We start from the raw sequence: 17,027 nt of genomic DNA, 5'->3' as shown, positions 1-17,027 counted from the left end.
CGCCGGTAGACCGTGGTCCGGTGCACCCCGGCACGGGCCGCGACGGCCTCCACTGTGAGCCCCTCGTAACCGTGTTCGCCGAGTTCGGCACGGACGGCGTCGAGCACCTGGGCCCGGATGCGGGCGGTGCGGCCGCCCGGTCGGCGGTCCGGCGGGCCGTCGTTCGGTGGCGGGTTCATCGGTAATCCGGTTGCCCGGTGGTGGTGGTCATGGCAGCATCTTAAAGCAACAGTTGTCGCACTAGTGGAGTCGCCGATGTTCCTCCGAAGCTTTCCCCCGGCCCTGCGGTCCACCGCCACCGCCTCGTCCACGACAGCTTCGGAGTCGCCCGTATGCCCACCCAGATCACCACGCTCGCCGTCAGCAAATCCTTCGACGGCACGCCCGTCCTCGACTCGGTGACCTGCTCGCTGGCGCGGGGCGAACGCACCGGCATCGTCGGCGAGAACGGGTCCGGGAAGACCACCCTTCTGCGGCTGCTCGCCGGACGGGAGAGCCCCGACGAGGGGCGGATCGTCGTGCGGGCCGACGGTGGCGTCGGTTACCTCGCCCAGGACGAGGACCTCCCGGCCGACATGACGGCGCAGCAGGTGATCAACCGGGCCCTGGGCGATCTCCGGGCGATCGAGGCCCGGATGCGCCGCCTGGAAGCGGCGATGGCCGAGGGCGACACGTCGGCGCTGGACGCCTACGCCGACGCCGTCTCGGTCTTCGAACTGCGCGGGGGCTACGACGCCGACGCCCGGCTGGAGCGGGCCCTGCACGGACTCGGGCTGCGGCAGGTCGACCGCACTTCGACCATGGGTGCGCTCTCCGGCGGCGAGCGCGCCCGGCTGCGGCTGGCCGCGGTGCTGGCGGCGGCCCCGGAGGTGCTGCTTCTCGATGAGCCGACCAACCACCTGGACGGGCCCGCCCTGACCTGGCTGGAGGAGCATCTGCGCGGCCACTGGGGCACCACGGCGGTCGTCTCGCACGACCGGGGCTTCCTCGAACAGGTCGCCTCCAGCCTCCTGGAGGTGGACGGTGACCGGCACGACGTCGTCCGGTACGGAAACGGCTACGCCGGCTACCTCGCCGAGAGGGACGCGGTCCGGCTGCGCCGGCGCCGGGACCACGAACGGTGGTGCGAGGAGGCCGACCGGCTGCGCGACACGATCGCGGGCACGGCACGCCGTGTGGCCCCCGGCCGGCCGATGAAGGACGGCGACAAACTCTCCTACAACCAGGCCGGCGCTCGTGTGCAGCAGTCGCTGGCCGGTCGCGTCCGCAACGCCGAGGAACGGCTGCGCCGCCTGCTGGCCCACCCGGTCCCGGCGCCGCCCGACCCGTTGACGTTCTCGCCCGCGCTGCACGCCACACCCCTGACCGGCACAGTGACCGACGCCGTCGGGGTCTCCGTCGCGGGCAGACTCGGCCCGGTCGACCTGATGGTCCGGGCGGGCGAACACCTGCTGATCACCGGCGAGAACGGCGCGGGCAAGAGCACCCTGCTCCGCGTACTCGCCGGTGAACTCGCGGCCGACCGGGGGCATGTCGTCCGCCGAGGCAGGATCGGCTTCCTCCCGCAGGACCCCGCGCCCGGATCGCCGCACGAAACCCTGCTGGCCGCCTATACCCGGGGGCTGCCGGGGGAGCCGGACGAGTACGCCGAACGGCTGCTGGCGCTCGGGCTGTTCGACCGCGCCCGGCTGTCGGTGCCCGTCGACCGGCTCTCCACCGGACAGCGTCAGCGGCTCGCCCTGGCACGGCTGGTCTCCCGGCCCGCCGACGTCCTGCTGCTCGACGAGCCCACCAACCACCTCTCGCCGGCCCTCGCCGAGGAGCTGGAGAGCGCCCTGTCCGGTTTCGCCGGCGCCGTCGTCCTCGTCAGCCACGACCGGCTGCTCCGGCGCCGCTGGCACGGCACCCGACTGACCCTGCGGGCCGCACGCGTGCCCGTACTCGAAGGCCCGGGCTTCCGCGCCCCTACCCGAAGCGAGTGATCACCCTTGTCCCGGCACCGTTCCCACATCGCGATCATCGGCGTCCCGATCGTCAGTCATGTTCTGCCCGGTCTCGGCATCGTCCGTGAGCTGGTGGCCCGCGGCCACCGGGTCACCTACGCCAACGACCCGGCCCTGGCCGACCGGATCACCGCGACCGGTGCCGCGTTCGTCCCGTACACCTCGACGCTGCCCGTCGCCGACGACAACTGGCCGGCCGACCCCATCGCCGCGATGAACCTCTTCCTCGACGACAACGTCCAGGCGCTGCCCCCGTTGCGCGCCGTCTTCGACCACGACCCCGCCGATCTGTATCTGTACGACATCGGCGCCTACGCCGCACGCGCCCTCGCCGAAGCACAGGGGCGGCCCCTGATGCAGCTGTCCCCGTCCTTCGTCGCCTGGGAGGGATACGAGCAGGAGGTCGGCGCCCACCTGCGGAACCTGCCCGGCGCGACCGAGTACCGGGAGAGGTTCGCCCGCTGGCTGGCCGACTGCGGGGCGACCACCCTCGATGTCGACGCCTTCTCCGGCACCCCGGCACGGGCCCTCGCGTTGATTCCGCGGGCCATGCAGCCCAGCGCGGACATGGTCGACCCCCGAAGGGTCACCTTCGTCGGGCCCTGCCCCGATACCGACGGCGACACCGGCCGGTGGCTCCGGCCGGAGGCGGCCGAGAGCGTCCTGCTCGTCTCCCTCGGGTCGGCCTACACGCACCGGCCGGAGTTCTACCGCCAGTGCCTCGCCGCGTACGGAAACCTCCCCGGTTGGCACGTCGTGCTCCAGATCGGCAAGCACACCGACCCGCGTGAGCTGGGCGAGATCCCGCCCAACGTGGAAGTGCACCCCTGGGTTCCGCAGCGGGCGATCCTGGCGCAGGCCGACGTCTTCGTCACCCACGCCGGAATGGGCGGATGCGGCGACGGCCTGCGCGCGGGCGTCCCGATGATCGCCGTGCCTCAGGGCGCCGAACAGTTCATGAACGCGGACCGGCTGGTGGGGCTGGGCGTCGCCCGCCGCGTCGACACCGCCGACGCCACCGCCGAAACCCTGCGGGCCGCCCTGGACGACCTGCGCGCTGACCCGGAGGTGGCCCGCAGATCGGCACGGCTGCGCGCCGAGGCCCTGAGCGAGGGCGGCACCCCGCGTGCCGTTCGCCTCATCGAGGAGATACTGATGCCCTGAGACGTCACGGACCGCCCAGCAGGGGCTCGGAGGCGCGCTCCAGGACTGCGGTGATCTGCTGCCAGGTCTCCACATCCCTTTCCACCGGCGGCAGTTGACGGTCCGTACCGGACTTCTGCCAGGTGGTCGCCAGTGCCACCGGGTCGCCGCCGCCCGCGGCCGAGGCGGCGAGTGCCGCCGCGCCGAGGGCGACCAGTTCTCCGCTGCCCGGGATGACGAGCGGGCGGCCGGAGAGGCGGCGTACCGTCTCCACCCACATCCGCCCCTGCGCCCCGCCGCCGATCAGCCGCAGCGGGCGGGCGGCCACCTCGGGCGCGTCCGGGTCGAGGCCGCAGGCCGACAGCAGCTCGTCCATGGCCCGCAGTACGGTGACCGCCGCGCCCTCGTAGGCGGCGCCCAGCAGTTGCTGCCGGGTCGTGTCGTGGCGGAGTCCGGTCAGCAGGCCGGAGGCGGTCGGCAGGTCGGGGGTCCGTTCGCCGTCCAGGTACGGGAGCAGAACCGCCTCGCCGCCGGGGGCCGCGTCCTCGCGGTCCAGGCCCAGCAGGGCCGCCACCTTGTCCACGGCGAGCGTGCAGTTGAGGGTGCAGGCCAGCGGCAGGTACGTACCGTCGGCGGCGGCGAACCCGTTGAGCGCGGTGGACACGGGGCGGGTGCGGGAGGCCGCGAACACCGTGCCGGAGGTGCCGAGGCTCAGGGCCGGGTGGTCCAGCAACCCCTCGCCGCCCAGCCCGAGGCCCACGGCGGCGCTCATGTTGTCGCCGGTGCCGGCCGCCACCGCGATCCCCGCGGGCAGTCCGAGCGCGCGGGCCGCCGCTTCGGTGAGCGAGCCGATCCGGGCCGCCCCGGTGGGCGCGACCTCCGGCAGCAGGGCCGCGTCGAGGCCGAGGAGCTCCAGGAGTTCGGGGTCGTACGCGCCGGTCGCGGTGGAGTACCAGCCGCTGCCCGACGCGTCCCCGGGGTCGGTGGCCGCGACGCCCGCGAGGCGCTCGGTGAGGAAGTCGTGGGGGAGGCGGACCGCCGCCGCGCTCGCGGCGCTCGCCGGGTCGTGCTCGCGCAGCCACTGCCACTTGGAGGCGGTGATCGACGCCACCGGTACGGACCCGGCCCGCGCGGTCCAGGCCTCCGGCCCGCCCAGCGCCTCGGTGAGAGCGGCGGCCTGCGGCGCGGAGCGCGTGTCGTTCCACAGCAGCGCGGAGCGCAGCGGTCGGCCCGCCCCGTCGAGCACGACGAGCCCGTGCTGCTGCCCGGCCACCGCGATCCCGGTGACCGCGCGGGCGGGGAGGCCGGACTCCGCCAGCCCGGCGGCCACCGCCTCGCACAGCGCCCGCCACCAGATCTCCGGATCGCTCTCCCGGGCCCCCGCCTCGCCGGTGACCCGATGCGCGGCGCGCCCCACGGCGAGCTGCTCGCCCGTCCCGGCGTCGATGAAGGCGGCTTTGGTGGACTGGGTCGAGCTGTCCACGCCGATGACGACGGCGGGTGACGGCATGGGAAGCCTCTTTCGCGCTGCGGGGCCGGCCAACGGGTGCTGGCCGGCGCGGGCTGATCATTCGGCTGCGGCACGAACAAATTACGGGATGCGCGGCCCTCTGCACAGGGGGTCGGAAGCGCTCCGCGCGGCAAGGGGGTTCCGTGCCCGGGGTGCGATGTGCTTGATTAGTCATGACACTGAACAAATAGGGGTGCCGGGCTCGCCGCCGGGCGTCCCGACGGCAGGCGAAGGCGGTCGGACGACGATGACGGAACGCTTCACCCCCACCCCCGAGGACAAGTTCAGTTTCGGGCTGTGGACCGTGGGCTGGCAGGGCCGGGATCCCTTCGGCGACGCGACCCGAGCGGCCATCGACCCCGTCGAGTCCGTGCAGCGGCTCGCGGAGCTGGGCGCCTGGGGCGTGACCTTCCACGACGACGACCTGATCCCCTTCGGCGCGCCGGAGACCGAGCGCGAGGCGATCGTCAAGCGGTTCCGCCAGGCCGTCGACGCCAGTGGTCTCGTCGTGCCGATGGTGACGACCAACCTCTTCACCCACCCGGTCTTCAAGGACGGCGGGTTCACCGCCAACGACCGTGACGTACGCCGCTACGCACTCCGCAAGACCCTGCGCAACATCGACCTCGCCGTCGAGCTGGGGGCGACCACCTTCGTGGCCTGGGGCGGCCGCGAGGGGGCCGAATCCGGCGGAGCCAAGGACGTACGCCTCGCCCTGCACCGCATGAAGGAGGCCTTCGACCTGCTGGGCGAGTACGTCACCGAGCAGGGCTACGACCTCCGCTTCGCCATCGAGCCCAAGCCCAACGAGCCGCGCGGCGACATCCTGCTGCCCACCATCGGCCACGCCCTGGCCTTCATCGAGCGCCTGGAGCGCCCCGAGCTGGTCGGCGTCAACCCGGAGACCGGGCACGAGCAGATGGCCGGGCTCAACTTCCCGCACGGCATCGCCCAGGCCATGTGGGCCGACAAGCTCTTCCACATCGATCTCAACGGCCAGTCCGGCATCAAGTACGACCAGGACCTGCGCTTCGGCGCGGGCGACCTGCGCCAGGCGTTCTGGCTCGTCGACCTGCTGGAGAGCGGCTACGAAGGCCCCCGCCACTTCGACTTCAAGCCCCCGCGCACCGAGGACTACGACGGCGTCTGGGCCTCGGCCGCCGGCTGCATGCGCAATTACCTCATCCTCAAGGAGCGGGCCGCCGCCTTCCGCGCCGACCCCGAGGTACGGGCGGCCCTGCGCGCCTCCCGCCTGGACGAACTGGCGCGCCCGACCGCGGGGGACGGCCTGGCGGAGCTCCTCGCCGACCGCACGGCGTACGAGGAGTTCGACGTGGACGCGGCGGCGGAACGCGGGATGGCCTTCGAGGCGCTGGACCAGCTCGCCATGGACCACCTGCTCGCCGTCCGCTGACGTACCGGGTGCCACATCGAGGGGGCCGGGGCCGGGCGACCCCGGCCCCCGCTCACCCGCCCGCCGGCTCCGCGTACGCCACCGGGTCGTCCAGCACGTCCTGCACCACGAGCGCCGCCGCACCCCGCGCCGCGTCGCCCGCCACCGACGACGCCCGGAGCCGGCCGCTGCCCGGGGACCAGAGGCCCGACACCACCCGGCCCGTCAGCTCCTCGTCGGCGGGCGGCGCCAGCCACGGCATCAGGCCCCGGTAGATCCCGCCGAGCACCACCGCGTCCGGGTCGGTCAGGTTCACCGCGCCCGACAGCACCCGGCCCAGCATCCGCCCCGCCTCACCGATCGCGGCCACCGCACGCGGATCCCTCGCCCCCGCGCGCCGCTCCAGCTCCAGCACCCCCGAGGCGCCGCCGATCCCCTCGATCCCGGCCGCCCGCAGCAGCGCCGCCTGTCCGGCGTACTGCTCCAGGCACCCCCGCGATCCGCACCGGCACTCCGGACCCGCCGGGTCCACCACCACATGGCCGATCTCCCCGGCGAAACCGTGCGCCCCGCGCAGCAGTTCGCCGTTCAGGACCAGCGCCCCGCCGACGCCGATCTCTCCGGTCAGATAGAGGAAGCTGCGGACCTCCCCGAGCCCGCCGAACCACAGCTCGGCCAGCGCCGCGAGATTGGCCTCGTTCTCCGAGGCGACCGGCAGCGCCGGGTGGCCGGGGCGCAGGGCGGCCAGCGCGTCGGCGAACAGCTTCTGCGCCGGGACCTCGTTCCAGCCGAGGTTGGGGGCCTGCCGCACCGACCCGCCGGAGACCAGACCCGGCAGCGCCAGCGCCGCGCCCACCGGACGCAACTCCTGCTCGTACGCCGACTCCAGGGTCCGCGCGGCGATCCGGGCCGCCCGCGCCAGGGCCTCCTCGGCGGGCGTGCCCCGGTTGTCGAGGTGCTCGGTCTGCCGGACCCGGCCGGTGCCCGCCAGATCCACCACACAGACCGAGACGTAGTCGATGTTGATCTCCACGCCGAGCCCGGCCGGACCGGTGCGGGCCACCTTGAGTGCGGTGCCGGGGCGGCCGGCCTGGCCGCTGAACGTCTTGCCCGACTCGGTGAGGAACCCGCTGTCCATCAGCTGCTCGACGAGCGAGGACACCGCGGCCCGGGTCAGCCCGACCCGGGCGGCCACCCCGGCGCGCGTGGCGTCGCCGCGCTCGCCCTCGTCCCGCACGGCACGCAGTACCAGGCTCAGATTGTGCCGTCGCACGGTGTCCTTGTCGGCCTTGGGCCCCAGCGGAGTGAGGATGCTCTTCATATCGTCGCCGAGCCTATGCGATGGGCGGTCACGGCAGGGGGCGGCCGAGGCCTTCCGGCCGCGACCGCCCCCACCGCCCTCAGGGCTCCGTGCTCAGGGCTTGGCGCCCCGGTCCTTCAGCATGTCTGCCATCAGCCCGATCTCCGACTGCTGGCCACGGACCATGCCCTCCGCCAGGTTCCGGATGGCGTCGGTCCTCGCCGTACCGGCGGCGGCCTGCGCCATGTCGGCGCCCGCGCGATGGTGGACGGTCATCAGCCGCAGGAACAGCACCTCGGCCGCCTTGCCCTTGGCTGCCTCCAGCGCCTCCAGCTCCGCGTCGGTGGCCATGCCCGGCATCAGCGAACCGTCGTCCGTCGGCGTGAGGGTGTGCCCCATCCACGCCATCGGCGCCCCGGCCGCGCTCTTCGGCAGCCCCCACATCTCCAGCCAGCCCAGCATCATGCCGCGCTGGTTGGCCTGGGTGTTGATGATGTCGTACGCGAGCCGCCGCACGTCCTCGTCGTCGGTGCGGTCCCGCACGATGAACGACATCTCGACCGCCTGCTGGTGGTGGATCGCCATGTCCCGGGCGAAGCCCGCGTCCACGGAGTCCTCCGCCGGAGCGGACAGCGACGACGACGCCCCGGACGGGGACGCCGCCGAGGGGCGGACCACCATCAGCGCCACCAGCCCGAGCGCGACGAGCAGCACCGAGGCCCCCGCGAGGACCAGCCGGCGGGTGGAGCGGGCGGGTGCGAGGGCGGTCACTTGTCCAGCCCGCCGGTGCAGGCGGCCCCCGGCTCAGGGGTCTGCGGGCCCTGCACGTACTTGGTGAAGAACTGGTCGACCCGGTCGTCCGAGGCGTTCTTGACCGTGACCTGCTTGCCCCAAGCGCTGAGCATCAGAGGATCTTTCTGGTCCTTGACCGGGCTCATCAGGGAGTACGGGGTCGACTTGACCTTCTTGGTGAGCGCCTCGATGTCCGCGTCCGAGGCCTTGTCGTTGTACGTCACCCAGACCGCGCCGTGCTCCAGCGAGTGCACGGCGTTCTCCTTCGGTATCTCGGCGGTGTAGACGTCCGCGTTGCAGTTCATCCAGACCTGGTTGTGGTCGCCGCCGACGGGCGGGTTCATCGGGTAGTCGACCTTGTTCGCGACGTGCTCCTGCGTCAGCTTGTCCCAGCTGCGCTCGCCGGTGACGGGGGAGGTCTTGGCCTGCTGCTCCTTCTCCTCCTTCTCGTTGGCCTGTGACATCAGGTAGCCGCCTCCGGCGACCAGAGCGGCGACCACGGCCACCGACGCGCCGATGGTGATGATGCGGACGCGGCGCTCGCGGGCGCGCTCCTTGCGGCGCGCCTCTTCGAGCTTGGCGCGGCGCGCCGCGGCCGCGTTGTTCTGGTTCTTGGCGGAAGCCATGGGAAGTCCTCGTCGTTCAACCGATGCATGCGGGGGCATGCATGAGGGGGTAAGGGATGCGGGGCATACGAAAAACCGCTCCCGGGGAGCCGGCGCGGGGCGCGGCGGGAGAGCGGACCCGGCCTCTAGATCCGCAGGACCTGAAGGCGTAGTTGATCGACGGAACGCACACCGTCGTGCGCGGGACCTCTGATGGCCGCCGCCCCCGTGAGCGGGGCGGCCGCGACGAAGGCCACGGGCGAGGGGACGGCCACGGGGGCGGACGACACCGGAAGCACGACGGCCACCGTGTGCGTCGAACCGCCGTGGCACGACGTCCCCAGACCGCGGTCCACCGGAGAGACCAGCACGACCGGCTCGACGGCCGCGTCGGGCGTCGGGGTGAACGCGCGGACGGCACTCGCGTCGGCCTGGCCCGCCGCGACCGGCACGGCGGCGGACGAGGTGGCGGCCGAGCAGCAGAAGAGCACGGCCAGCAGGAAGAAGACCCAGCCCAGGGCGAGGGGCGCGCGGGAGCGGTACCGCTGCCGGTCGGTCCGCGTGCTCACCCTGGTCATCGCCCGTCATCGTAGTGGGTACATGAAGATTCAAAGAATGTGGGTCGCGTTGTTCGCGGGACAGTGTGCCCGAGTCGCCGCCGCACGAACAGAGGGTAGGTAATTTACAGGTGTAATACCTGTTAAATTATATGGGTGAGTGATACACCTACCCGCGCCGAGCAGCCCTCCGTCCGCAAGCTCCCGGCCGCCGTACGAGGCCTTCCCGCGGCTGTCCGGAGCCTTCCGCTGGCCTCGGCCCTGCGGCTCTCGCGGCCCTCCGACACCTGGTTCAAGCCCGCCCTCAGCGTGGTCGTCGCCTCCGCCGTCCCCCATCTGACGCTCCTGGCCCTCGGCCGGCTCGACCTCGTCATGTACACCATGGCCGGTTCGCTCTGCGCGCTCTACGCACACGGCCTGCCGTACGCCCGGCGGGCGCGGGCCGTCGCGGGCGTGGTGCTCGGCATGGCGGCCTCGCTCGCCGTCTCTCTGGCCACCGCGTCGCTCACCGGCTCGACCGCCGTGCTCATCGCGGTCGGGGCGCTGCTCGCCGCCGCCCAGAAGGTGCTGTGCGACGCCACCCGGATCGGGCCGCCCGGCCATGTGATCTTCACCTTCGTCAGCTCCGCCGCCCTCTTCGCCCCGCAGCGCCCCGATCAGATCCCCGGCCACCTCGCCCTGACCCTCGGCGCGGGCGCGTTCGCCTGGCTCGTCGCCGTCGCGCCCGCCCTGGTCCGCCGCGAGGGGCCCGAACGCCGCGCTGTCGCCCGCGCCCTGGCGGCCGCTGCCGCGTGCGCCGCCGACCCCGGCCCCCGTCACCGCAACGCCGCGGCCGCCGCCGTGCACGCCGCCTGGCAGTGCCTGCTCGCCTCCGGCCGCCCCACCCCCGTACGCCGGTCGCTGGAACGGCTCGTGGTGCATGCCGAAGCGGCCTTCGCGGCCCCGGGTCTCGGCGCCGGGGCGGCGGATCCGGACCGGCTGCGGGAGTGGGCCGCCCTGACCCGGGCCCGGGGGCCCGTGCCCGCGCCGCCGCCGGCCCCCGGTACCGCCGACGAACTCCACGGGATCGACGCCGAACGCGTGGCCCTGCGGGCCCCCGAAGGCCGCCGCGCGAACCGCCGTGCCCTGCTGCGCCGCCTCGGCCCCGGATCTCCGCTGCTGCCGGTGGCCGTCCGTACGCTGGCGGGCTGCGCGCTCGCCGGGTACCTCTGCGCCGCGCTCGGCGTCGGCCGCCCCTACTGGGCGATCGTCACCGCCGCCTCCCTCTACCAGGCCAACATCACCCTGTCGTGGAACCGGGCCCTCCAGCGCACCCTCGGCAACCTCCTGGGCGTGCTCGTCTTCGCCGCCGTCCTGCCGCTGTCGCGGACCGGCCCGCTCGCCCTCGTCTGCTGCTGCCTCTTCTTCAGTTTCGCCGCCGAGGCCCTCATCACCCGCAACTACTGGCTCGGCTCCGTCGCCGTGACCCCGATGGCCCTCCTGGTCCTGGAGTTCGGCGGCGCCCACCCGGCCGGGGAACTCATCGGCGACCGGGTCCTGGACACCCTCCTCGGCGCGGCCGCCGGATTCCTGGCCGCGACGCTCGTCACCAACCGGCGGGCGGCGGGCCGGGTCGAACGGGCGCTCGCCGCCACCGACCGGGCCCGCGCCGACCCCCGCGCCGCCCCCACTGAGCGGGACCGGGCCCGTCGGACGCTCACCGCGAGCCTCGTCGAACTGCGCGAGGCGGGCGACACCGCTGCGGGCGAGTGGTGGCAGCGCGCCCTGCCCGAGCAGCGCCTTCTCGCGGCCGAGCAGGCCGGACACCGTACGCTCGCCGCGACAGCACAACGGCGCGGGCCCACGGTCCATGCCCCTTCGATCGGAGCGGAGTGACCGACGACATCGTTGCCTCGGTGGTCCGGCAGTGGCAGGCCGTCAACCCCGAGCTCGACACCGGACCGATGGAGATCATCGGCCGGATCAACCGCTGCGCCGCCCTTCTCCAGCAGGCGGAGGACGCCCCGCTGCGCTCCGCCGGACTCACCCGCGCCGAATTCGACCTCCTCGGCGCCGTACGCCGGACGGACCGGGAGCTGACCCCCGGCGAGCTGGCCCGCGAGACCTTCTCCTCCGGAGCCGCCGTCACCAAGCGGCTGCGCACCCTCCAGGACCGCGCCCTGGTCGACCGCCGGGGCGACGACCGCGACCGGCGGGTCGCCCATGTCCGCCTCACCGACGAGGGCCGGGCCCTGGTCGACCGGCTGCTGCCCGAACAACTCGCCTACGAACGCACGGTACTCGCCGGCCTCGACGAGGACGGCCGTGACGAACTCGGCTCCAGGCTGGGCGAGCTGCTCGTCCAGCTGGAGGGGCGGCTCGGCGGCGCCCGACGCTGACGAGACTCATCGACGGGCCCCGGATGGGTGGCTTCGCCGAGACGTCAGGGCGGGCGATCTCGCGTGTCACCCGTCCGACGGTCAGGAATCTGCACCTTTCGATCCGGTTCGATCACGTGTGCCGTTGTCTGGTTTCTGCGGGGGCGAAACGGGCTGATGTGTAGGTGATTTACCCCGCAAAGCGCAGCAATCCGGCAACGTTTGCTGCGCTTTACTGTGCTTTTCTGCGCCACCGACTCTCGTCATAGACGCATTCCAGCCACCCTCACTCCCTGCGCACGCTCCGCAGCGCAGCGTGCAAAAACTGGTGAGTGTATTCCTCTCGGCGGGCTTCCGCAGGGGGTTGGGTGAATATGCCGAAGCACTGTTCTGATCTGGCTAAGCTCACGCGCAGTGAAGTCGAGTTGAGATGAATTCGAGCACTTGTCCTAGGTCTCCGCTCACGTGCGCATACATCCCGGAATCAACCGCCAGAGGGTTTTAGATGGTCCGTGTTGAATCACCGCCGACCGACAGAGAAATTCCCGTCGTCCGCGTAGTCCTGCTGCCCGTGGCCCTGCTCCTCGGCGCGGCCGCCGCCGGATCGGCCCTGGTCGCACCGGCCGCGCGGATACCAGTCGCCGTGTGCGGCGCGATCACCACGCTCGTGGTCGCCGTGCTCACCGTGGCGCTCCACCGCCGCCGACGCGCCATGCGCGTCCAGCGCGCCGAGTACGAACAGCGCATCGCCTACCTGGAACACCGCATCCTCTCGCACGACGCCGAGACGGTACGGCTCACCAAGGAAGTCATGCCCGCCGCCATCCGGCGGCTGCGCGTGGGCAATTCGCCCGAAGAAGTGATGCGTGACATCGTCGACGCGGACGTGGCCAACCGGCACCTGCCGGGGGCGCTGCGTGAGCAGATCCACCAGGTCCTCGAAGTCATCGACAACGAGGAGGCGCGGCGTGACTCCGCCCAGCGCGCCTTCGTCAGCGTCGCCCGCCGCGTCCAGGCGATCGTGCACCGCCAGGCCAGTGAACTGCGGGAGATGGAGGACCACTACGGGCGCAACCCCGAGGTCTTCGACGACCTGCTGCGCATCGACCACGGCACCGCGCTGATCGGCCGGCTCGCCGACTCCATCGCCGTGCTCGGCGGCGCCCGCCCCAGCCGCCAGTGGCCCAAGCCCGTACCGCTGTTCAGCGTGTTGCGCGGCGCGATGTCCCGCATCCTGGAGTACCAGCGCGTCGACCTGCACTCGATCGCCAAGGTCGCCATCGTCGGCACCTCGGTCGAACCGCTGATCCACGCCTGCGCCGAGCTCCTCGACAACGCTACCCGCTACTCGCCGCCCCAGACCCGGGTGCACGTCACCGCGGTCGAGGTGCAGACCGGCATCGCCATCGAGATCGAGGACGGCGGCGTCAGCCTCAGCGAGGAGGCCCGCGCCCGCGCCGAGAACATGCTCGCCCAGGCCCAGGCCGGCATCAACATGAACGACCTCGGGGAGTCCCCGCGCCTCGGCATGGCCGTCGTCGGCCGGCTCTCCCGGATGTACCAGCTCCAGGTGTCGCTGCGTCAGTCGGCGTACGGCGGCGTCCGCGCCGTCCTCATCGTGCCGCGCGAGATGATCACCACCGGGCCCGCCCCGGGCATCGCCCACGGCATCGGCGCCACCTCGCGGCCCACCAGCTCGCTCGACATGTCGCAGCTCCAGCACGTGGTGCCGCCGCCCGGCAAGCGCAAGCCCAAGCCCGCGCCCACCGGCCCCGTGCCATCCGTGGCCGCGCCGGTCTCCACCGGAGCCCCCACGGCCACCTCGCGCCCGGCCGCTCCCGCGGCGCCCATGGAGGACGACGTTCCCGTGGTCACCGAGTGGACCGAGAACGGGCTGCCGCAGCGCCGCAGCCGGGGCCGCGCCCCGCTCGGCTCGCACAACCTCCCGCAGCAGCCCCCGCCGTCCCCGGTCCCCGCCAACGGGTTCCAGCCCGGACCGGGTGACGCGACGGACGGCGGACGCGGCGAGGAGAAGCCCCCCGGCCTGTGGCTGGAGGCCTTCACCAAGGCCGTCAACGGCGTACCGCAGGAACGAAAGCACGGCGAAGACTCCGATGACGCGTGGGACAAGGGAGACCTGAAGTGATCCAGCAGCGGGGAAACATGGACTGGATGCTCAAGGAACTGGCCGAGGACGTCCCGAGCATCCACCAGATCGTGGTGCTCTCCTCGGACGGTCTGCGCATCGCGATGCACGGCGGCGACCCCGACGTCGCCGACCGGCTGGCGGCGGCCTGCGCCGGGCTCCAGAGTCTGGCCGCCGCGGTGGCCACCGAGATCCCGTACAGCGACGGCCTGATGAAGCTCGTCGTCATCGAGGTCACCGGCGGGTTCTTCTACTTGATGGCGGCCGGCACCGGCGCGTATCTCGCGGTCCTGGCCGGCGAGACCGTCGACGCCGGACTCGTCGGGGCCCGGATGCGGGACATGGTCGTGCGGATCGGAGCCCACCTGACCAGCCCGCCCCGCCACGGCGGGCAGTCCGGATGAGTGGACCTCGACGAGAACGCCGCAAGGCCGACCCGGATCTCCTCGATCCGGAGCGGCTGTACGTGATCACCGGCGATCTCGACGACAGCGAACGGGCCGCGCTCGACCTGGTCACGATGGTCGTCGCGCAGGCGGAGCCCTCGCCGACGTTCCAGCCCGAACAGGCGGCGATCCTGCGGCTCTGTCAGGCCCCCTTGTCCGTCGCCGAGATCTCGGCCTACCTCGGCCTGCCGTTCAGCGTGGTCACCTCGCTCCTGAGCGATCTCCTCGCGACCGAGCTCATCGAGTCGCGCGCGCCGATCGTCCGCGCCACTCTCCCCGACAGGTCCCTTCTCGAAGCGGTGATGCATGGACTTCAGAAGCTCTGACACGATCACCGGACCCCGCACCGAGGACGTCCTCCCCACCACGGCCACCGCCGCGGTGAAGGTCGTGATCGTCGGCGGGTTCGGCGTCGGCAAGACGACCATGGTCGGCTCGGTGAGCGAGATCCGGCCGCTGACGACCGAAGAGACCATGACCCAGGCCGGCGTCGGCGTCGACGACAACGCCGGGGTGGAGACGAAGACCGCCACCACCGTGGCCATGGACTTCGGACGGATCAGCCTCAGCGAGGAACTGATCCTCTATCTGTTCGGCACCCCCGGCCAGGAGCGCTTCTGGTTCCTGTGGAACGGCCTCTTCGAGGGCGCCCTCGGCGCGGTCGTCCTCATCGACACCAGACGCCTCGAAGTCAGCTTCGACGTCATCGGCCGACTGGAGGAGCGCGGCGTGCCGTTCGTCGTGGCCGTGAACACCTTCCCCGACGCGCCGCACCACCCGGTCGAGGCCCTGCGCAGAGCCCTCGACCTGCCGGACGAGGTCCCGATGATCGACTGCGACGCCCGGCTGCGGGCCTCCAGCCGCGATGTGCTGATGACCCTGATGCGCTACCTGCACAGCCTGGCCGTCCCTCTCGCCTGACGCCGTACGTCCCCGGGGCCCGGCGACCGGACATCCGCCGGGGGCGTACACCATCCCCCGGCGTACGCCCCCGGCCCGGTCCGCGCCCGGACGCCCCGCCCGATCGTCCCGCCCGCTCGTGCACCAGCCCCGGAATCTGCGCACCAGCCCCCGGCAGCCGTGCACCAGCCCTGGAATCCTGATCCCTGGAGCCCCTGTGACAAGCCCCTTCCACCACGAACCCGGCGCCGTGCCCCCGCCCCAGTGCCCGGCCCACAACCTCGACATCGGCCCCGGCGGACTGCGCCGGCTCTACGGCCCCGAGGCGGAGAACAACCCGGCCGGCCTGTACGACAAGCTCCGCGCCGAACACGGCACGGTCGCCCCGGTCCTGCTCCACGGCGACGTCCCCGCCTGGCTCGTCCTCGGCCACAGCGAGAACCTCCACCTCACCCGTACGCCGTCCCAGTTCTCCCGGGACTCGCGGCGCTGGCGGGCCCTCCAGGACGGCAGCGTCGCCCCGGACCACCCGCTCGCCCCGATCTTCACCTGGCAGCCGGTCTGCGTGTTCGCCGACGGCGCCAAGCACGAGCGCCAGCGCGGCGCGGTCACCGACAGCATGGAGCGCATCGACACCCGCGGGGTGCGCCGCCACATCAACCGCTTCAGTAACCGCCTGGTCAACGACTTCTGCGAGAAGGGCACCGCCGACCTGGTCAGCCAGTTCGCGGAGCACCTGCCGATGATGGTGATGTGCGCGATCTTCGGCATGCCCGAGGAGTACGACGAGCGCCTCGTCCAGGCCGCCCGGGACATGACCCGCGGCACCGAGACGGCCGTGGCCAGCAACGCCCACATCGTGTCCGTGCTGACGCGCCTGGTGGAACGCCGCCGCGCCGACCCCGCCCCGGACTTCGCCAGCTGGCTCGTCGAGCACCCCGCGACGATGACCGACATCGAGGTCGTCGAACACCTGCGCCTCATCCTGATCGCCGCGTACGAGTCCACCGCCAACCTCATCGCCAACGTGCTGCGCATGGTCCTCATCGACCCGCGCTTCCGCGCCCGGCTCAGCGGTGGGCACATGACCGTGCCCGAGGCGGTGGAGCAGACGCTGTGGGACGAGCCGCCGTTCACCGCCGTCTTCGGCCGCTGGGCGGTCGGCGACACCGAGCTGGGCGGCCAGCAGATCAAGGCGGGCGACGCCCTGCTCGTCGGGATCGCCCCGGCCAACACCGACCCCACCGTCCGCCCCGACCTCAACGCCGACATGGGCGGCAACCGCGCGCACCTCGCCTTCAGCGGCGGCCCCCACGAGTGCCCGGGACAGGACATCGGCCGGGCGATCGCCGACGTCGGCGTCGACGCGCTCCTGATGCGCCTGCCGGACCTGGAGCTAGGCGTCGGCGAGAGCGAGCTGCGCTGGGTCGGCAACATCATGTCCCGCCACCTGGTCGAGCTGCCGGTGAAGTTCGCCCCCAGCCCGCAGCAGAAGCTGGACGCCGATCCGCTCTCGGTGATGGCCCGCACGCCCCGCCCCGCCGACGCCTGGGAGATCTCCTCCCCGGCCAGGACCGTCCCCGAGCCCCGCCACGAGACCGCGGGAGCCGAGCCGGCCCACGCCCCGGGCGCCGCCCCCCGGCCCGCCCCGGCCGCCGCACCCCCCGCGGCCGAACCCGCACCCGCTCCGGTGGCGACGATCCCGCAGCAGCGCCGCCCGGCCGCCCCCGTCCGGCTCTGGCAGGCGGTCAGCCGCTGGTGGAGCGGCTACTGACCCACGGTTGGCTGCTCGGACGCGGCGGCCCCGGATCACGCCCACGGGCCCGGGGCCGCCGCGTCGCGCGTGGGGGCCGGGCGCGGGCAGCGCCGTACCGC

16 protein-coding genes are annotated in these 17,027 nt (G+C 72.9%); 10 read left to right on the top strand and 6 right to left on the bottom strand.

Features of this window, described 5'->3' with window-relative positions:
• A partial coding sequence (locus ACFWM7_RS23535; protein ID WP_383263519.1) for a helix-turn-helix domain-containing protein occupies positions 1–179 on the bottom strand: 179 nt, incomplete at its 3' end.
• 153 nt (positions 180–332) lie between these two features.
• On the opposite strand from ACFWM7_RS23535, the gene ACFWM7_RS23530 reads away from it, so the two are divergent.
• Both ACFWM7_RS23530 and ACFWM7_RS23525 read left to right on the top strand, forming a co-directional pair.
• Entirely contained in the window at positions 333–1,982 is a 1,650-nt protein-coding gene (locus ACFWM7_RS23530; protein ID WP_383263517.1) for an ABC-F family ATP-binding cassette domain-containing protein, read from the top strand.
• Positions 1,983–1,988: 6 nt separating this feature from the next.
• Complete coding sequence (locus tag ACFWM7_RS23525; RefSeq protein WP_383263515.1) at positions 1,989–3,167, top strand: macrolide family glycosyltransferase; 1,179 nt, start codon at positions 1,989–1,991, stop codon at positions 3,165–3,167.
• A gap of 4 nt (positions 3,168–3,171) precedes the next feature.
• Here the strand turns inward: ACFWM7_RS23525 and xylB are convergent, their stop codons facing one another.
• Positions 3,172–4,656, bottom strand: a complete 1,485-nt coding sequence (gene xylB / locus ACFWM7_RS23520; protein WP_383263514.1) for a xylulokinase — start codon at positions 4,654–4,656, stop codon at positions 3,172–3,174.
• 247 nt (positions 4,657–4,903) lie between these two features.
• Between xylB and xylA the strand changes: the two genes are divergently transcribed.
• Positions 4,904–6,070: a xylose isomerase gene (xylA, locus tag ACFWM7_RS23515; RefSeq protein ID WP_383263512.1), complete on the top strand. Its 1,167-nt coding sequence runs from the start codon at positions 4,904–4,906 to the stop codon at positions 6,068–6,070.
• Positions 6,071–6,122: 52 nt separating this feature from the next.
• Here the strand turns inward: xylA and ACFWM7_RS23510 are convergent, their stop codons facing one another.
• The 4 genes from ACFWM7_RS23510 to ACFWM7_RS23495 form a co-directional block, all read right to left on the bottom strand.
• Positions 6,123–7,370, bottom strand: a complete 1,248-nt coding sequence (locus tag ACFWM7_RS23510) for an ROK family protein (RefSeq protein ID WP_383263511.1) — start codon at positions 7,368–7,370, stop codon at positions 6,123–6,125.
• A gap of 93 nt (positions 7,371–7,463) precedes the next feature.
• A complete protein-coding gene (locus tag ACFWM7_RS23505) occupies positions 7,464–8,120 on the bottom strand; it encodes a DUF305 domain-containing protein (RefSeq protein WP_383263509.1) in 657 nt (218 codons plus the stop codon).
• Positions 8,117–8,767: a DUF3105 domain-containing protein gene (locus ACFWM7_RS23500; protein ID WP_383263507.1), complete on the bottom strand. Its 651-nt coding sequence runs from the start codon at positions 8,765–8,767 to the stop codon at positions 8,117–8,119. The genes ACFWM7_RS23505 and ACFWM7_RS23500 overlap by 4 nt, the downstream gene beginning before the upstream one ends.
• A 125-nt stretch (positions 8,768–8,892) precedes the next feature.
• Positions 8,893–9,324, bottom strand: a complete 432-nt coding sequence (locus ACFWM7_RS23495) for a hypothetical protein (protein ID WP_383263505.1) — start codon at positions 9,322–9,324, stop codon at positions 8,893–8,895.
• Positions 9,325–9,459: 135 nt separating this feature from the next.
• On the opposite strand from ACFWM7_RS23495, the gene ACFWM7_RS23490 reads away from it, so the two are divergent.
• The 7 genes from ACFWM7_RS23490 to ACFWM7_RS23460 all read left to right on the top strand — a co-directional run bounded on the left by ACFWM7_RS23490 (position 9,460) and on the right by ACFWM7_RS23460 (position 16,926).
• Positions 9,460–11,178 (top strand): FUSC family protein, encoded by a 1,719-nt coding sequence (locus ACFWM7_RS23490; protein ID WP_383263504.1) that lies wholly within the window; start codon positions 9,460–9,462, stop codon positions 11,176–11,178.
• A complete protein-coding gene (locus ACFWM7_RS23485; protein ID WP_383263502.1) occupies positions 11,175–11,681 on the top strand; it encodes a MarR family winged helix-turn-helix transcriptional regulator in 507 nt (168 codons plus the stop codon). The genes ACFWM7_RS23490 and ACFWM7_RS23485 overlap by 4 nt, the downstream gene beginning before the upstream one ends.
• 484 nt (positions 11,682–12,165) lie before the next feature.
• On the top strand, positions 12,166–13,806 hold the full coding sequence (locus ACFWM7_RS23480; RefSeq protein WP_383263500.1) for a sensor histidine kinase: 1,641 nt from the start codon (positions 12,166–12,168) through the stop codon (positions 13,804–13,806).
• Positions 13,803–14,210 (top strand): roadblock/LC7 domain-containing protein, encoded by a 408-nt coding sequence (locus tag ACFWM7_RS23475; protein ID WP_003964954.1) that lies wholly within the window; start codon positions 13,803–13,805, stop codon positions 14,208–14,210. The genes ACFWM7_RS23480 and ACFWM7_RS23475 overlap by 4 nt, the downstream gene beginning before the upstream one ends.
• A complete protein-coding gene (locus ACFWM7_RS23470; RefSeq protein WP_030711754.1) occupies positions 14,207–14,578 on the top strand; it encodes a DUF742 domain-containing protein in 372 nt (123 codons plus the stop codon). Before ACFWM7_RS23475 ends, ACFWM7_RS23470 begins: the two co-directional genes overlap by 4 nt.
• Positions 14,559–15,173: an ATP/GTP-binding protein gene (locus ACFWM7_RS23465; protein WP_010058144.1), complete on the top strand. Its 615-nt coding sequence runs from the start codon at positions 14,559–14,561 to the stop codon at positions 15,171–15,173. The genes ACFWM7_RS23470 and ACFWM7_RS23465 overlap by 20 nt, the downstream gene beginning before the upstream one ends.
• Before the next feature lie 196 nt (positions 15,174–15,369).
• Positions 15,370–16,926 carry a cytochrome P450 gene (locus ACFWM7_RS23460; RefSeq protein ID WP_383263498.1) on the top strand — a complete coding sequence of 519 codons (1,557 nt, stop codon included), beginning with the start codon at positions 15,370–15,372 and terminating at the stop codon, positions 16,924–16,926.
• Positions 16,927–17,027: the final 101 nt, after the last annotated feature.

The organism is Streptomyces sp. NPDC058375 (genome assembly GCF_042723425.1).
Lineage (GTDB): Bacteria > Actinomycetota > Actinomycetes > Streptomycetales > Streptomycetaceae > Streptomyces > Streptomyces durocortorensis.
The sequence above is the reverse complement of the archived record's forward strand: the minus strand, read 5'-3'. Positions and strand labels throughout refer to the sequence as shown.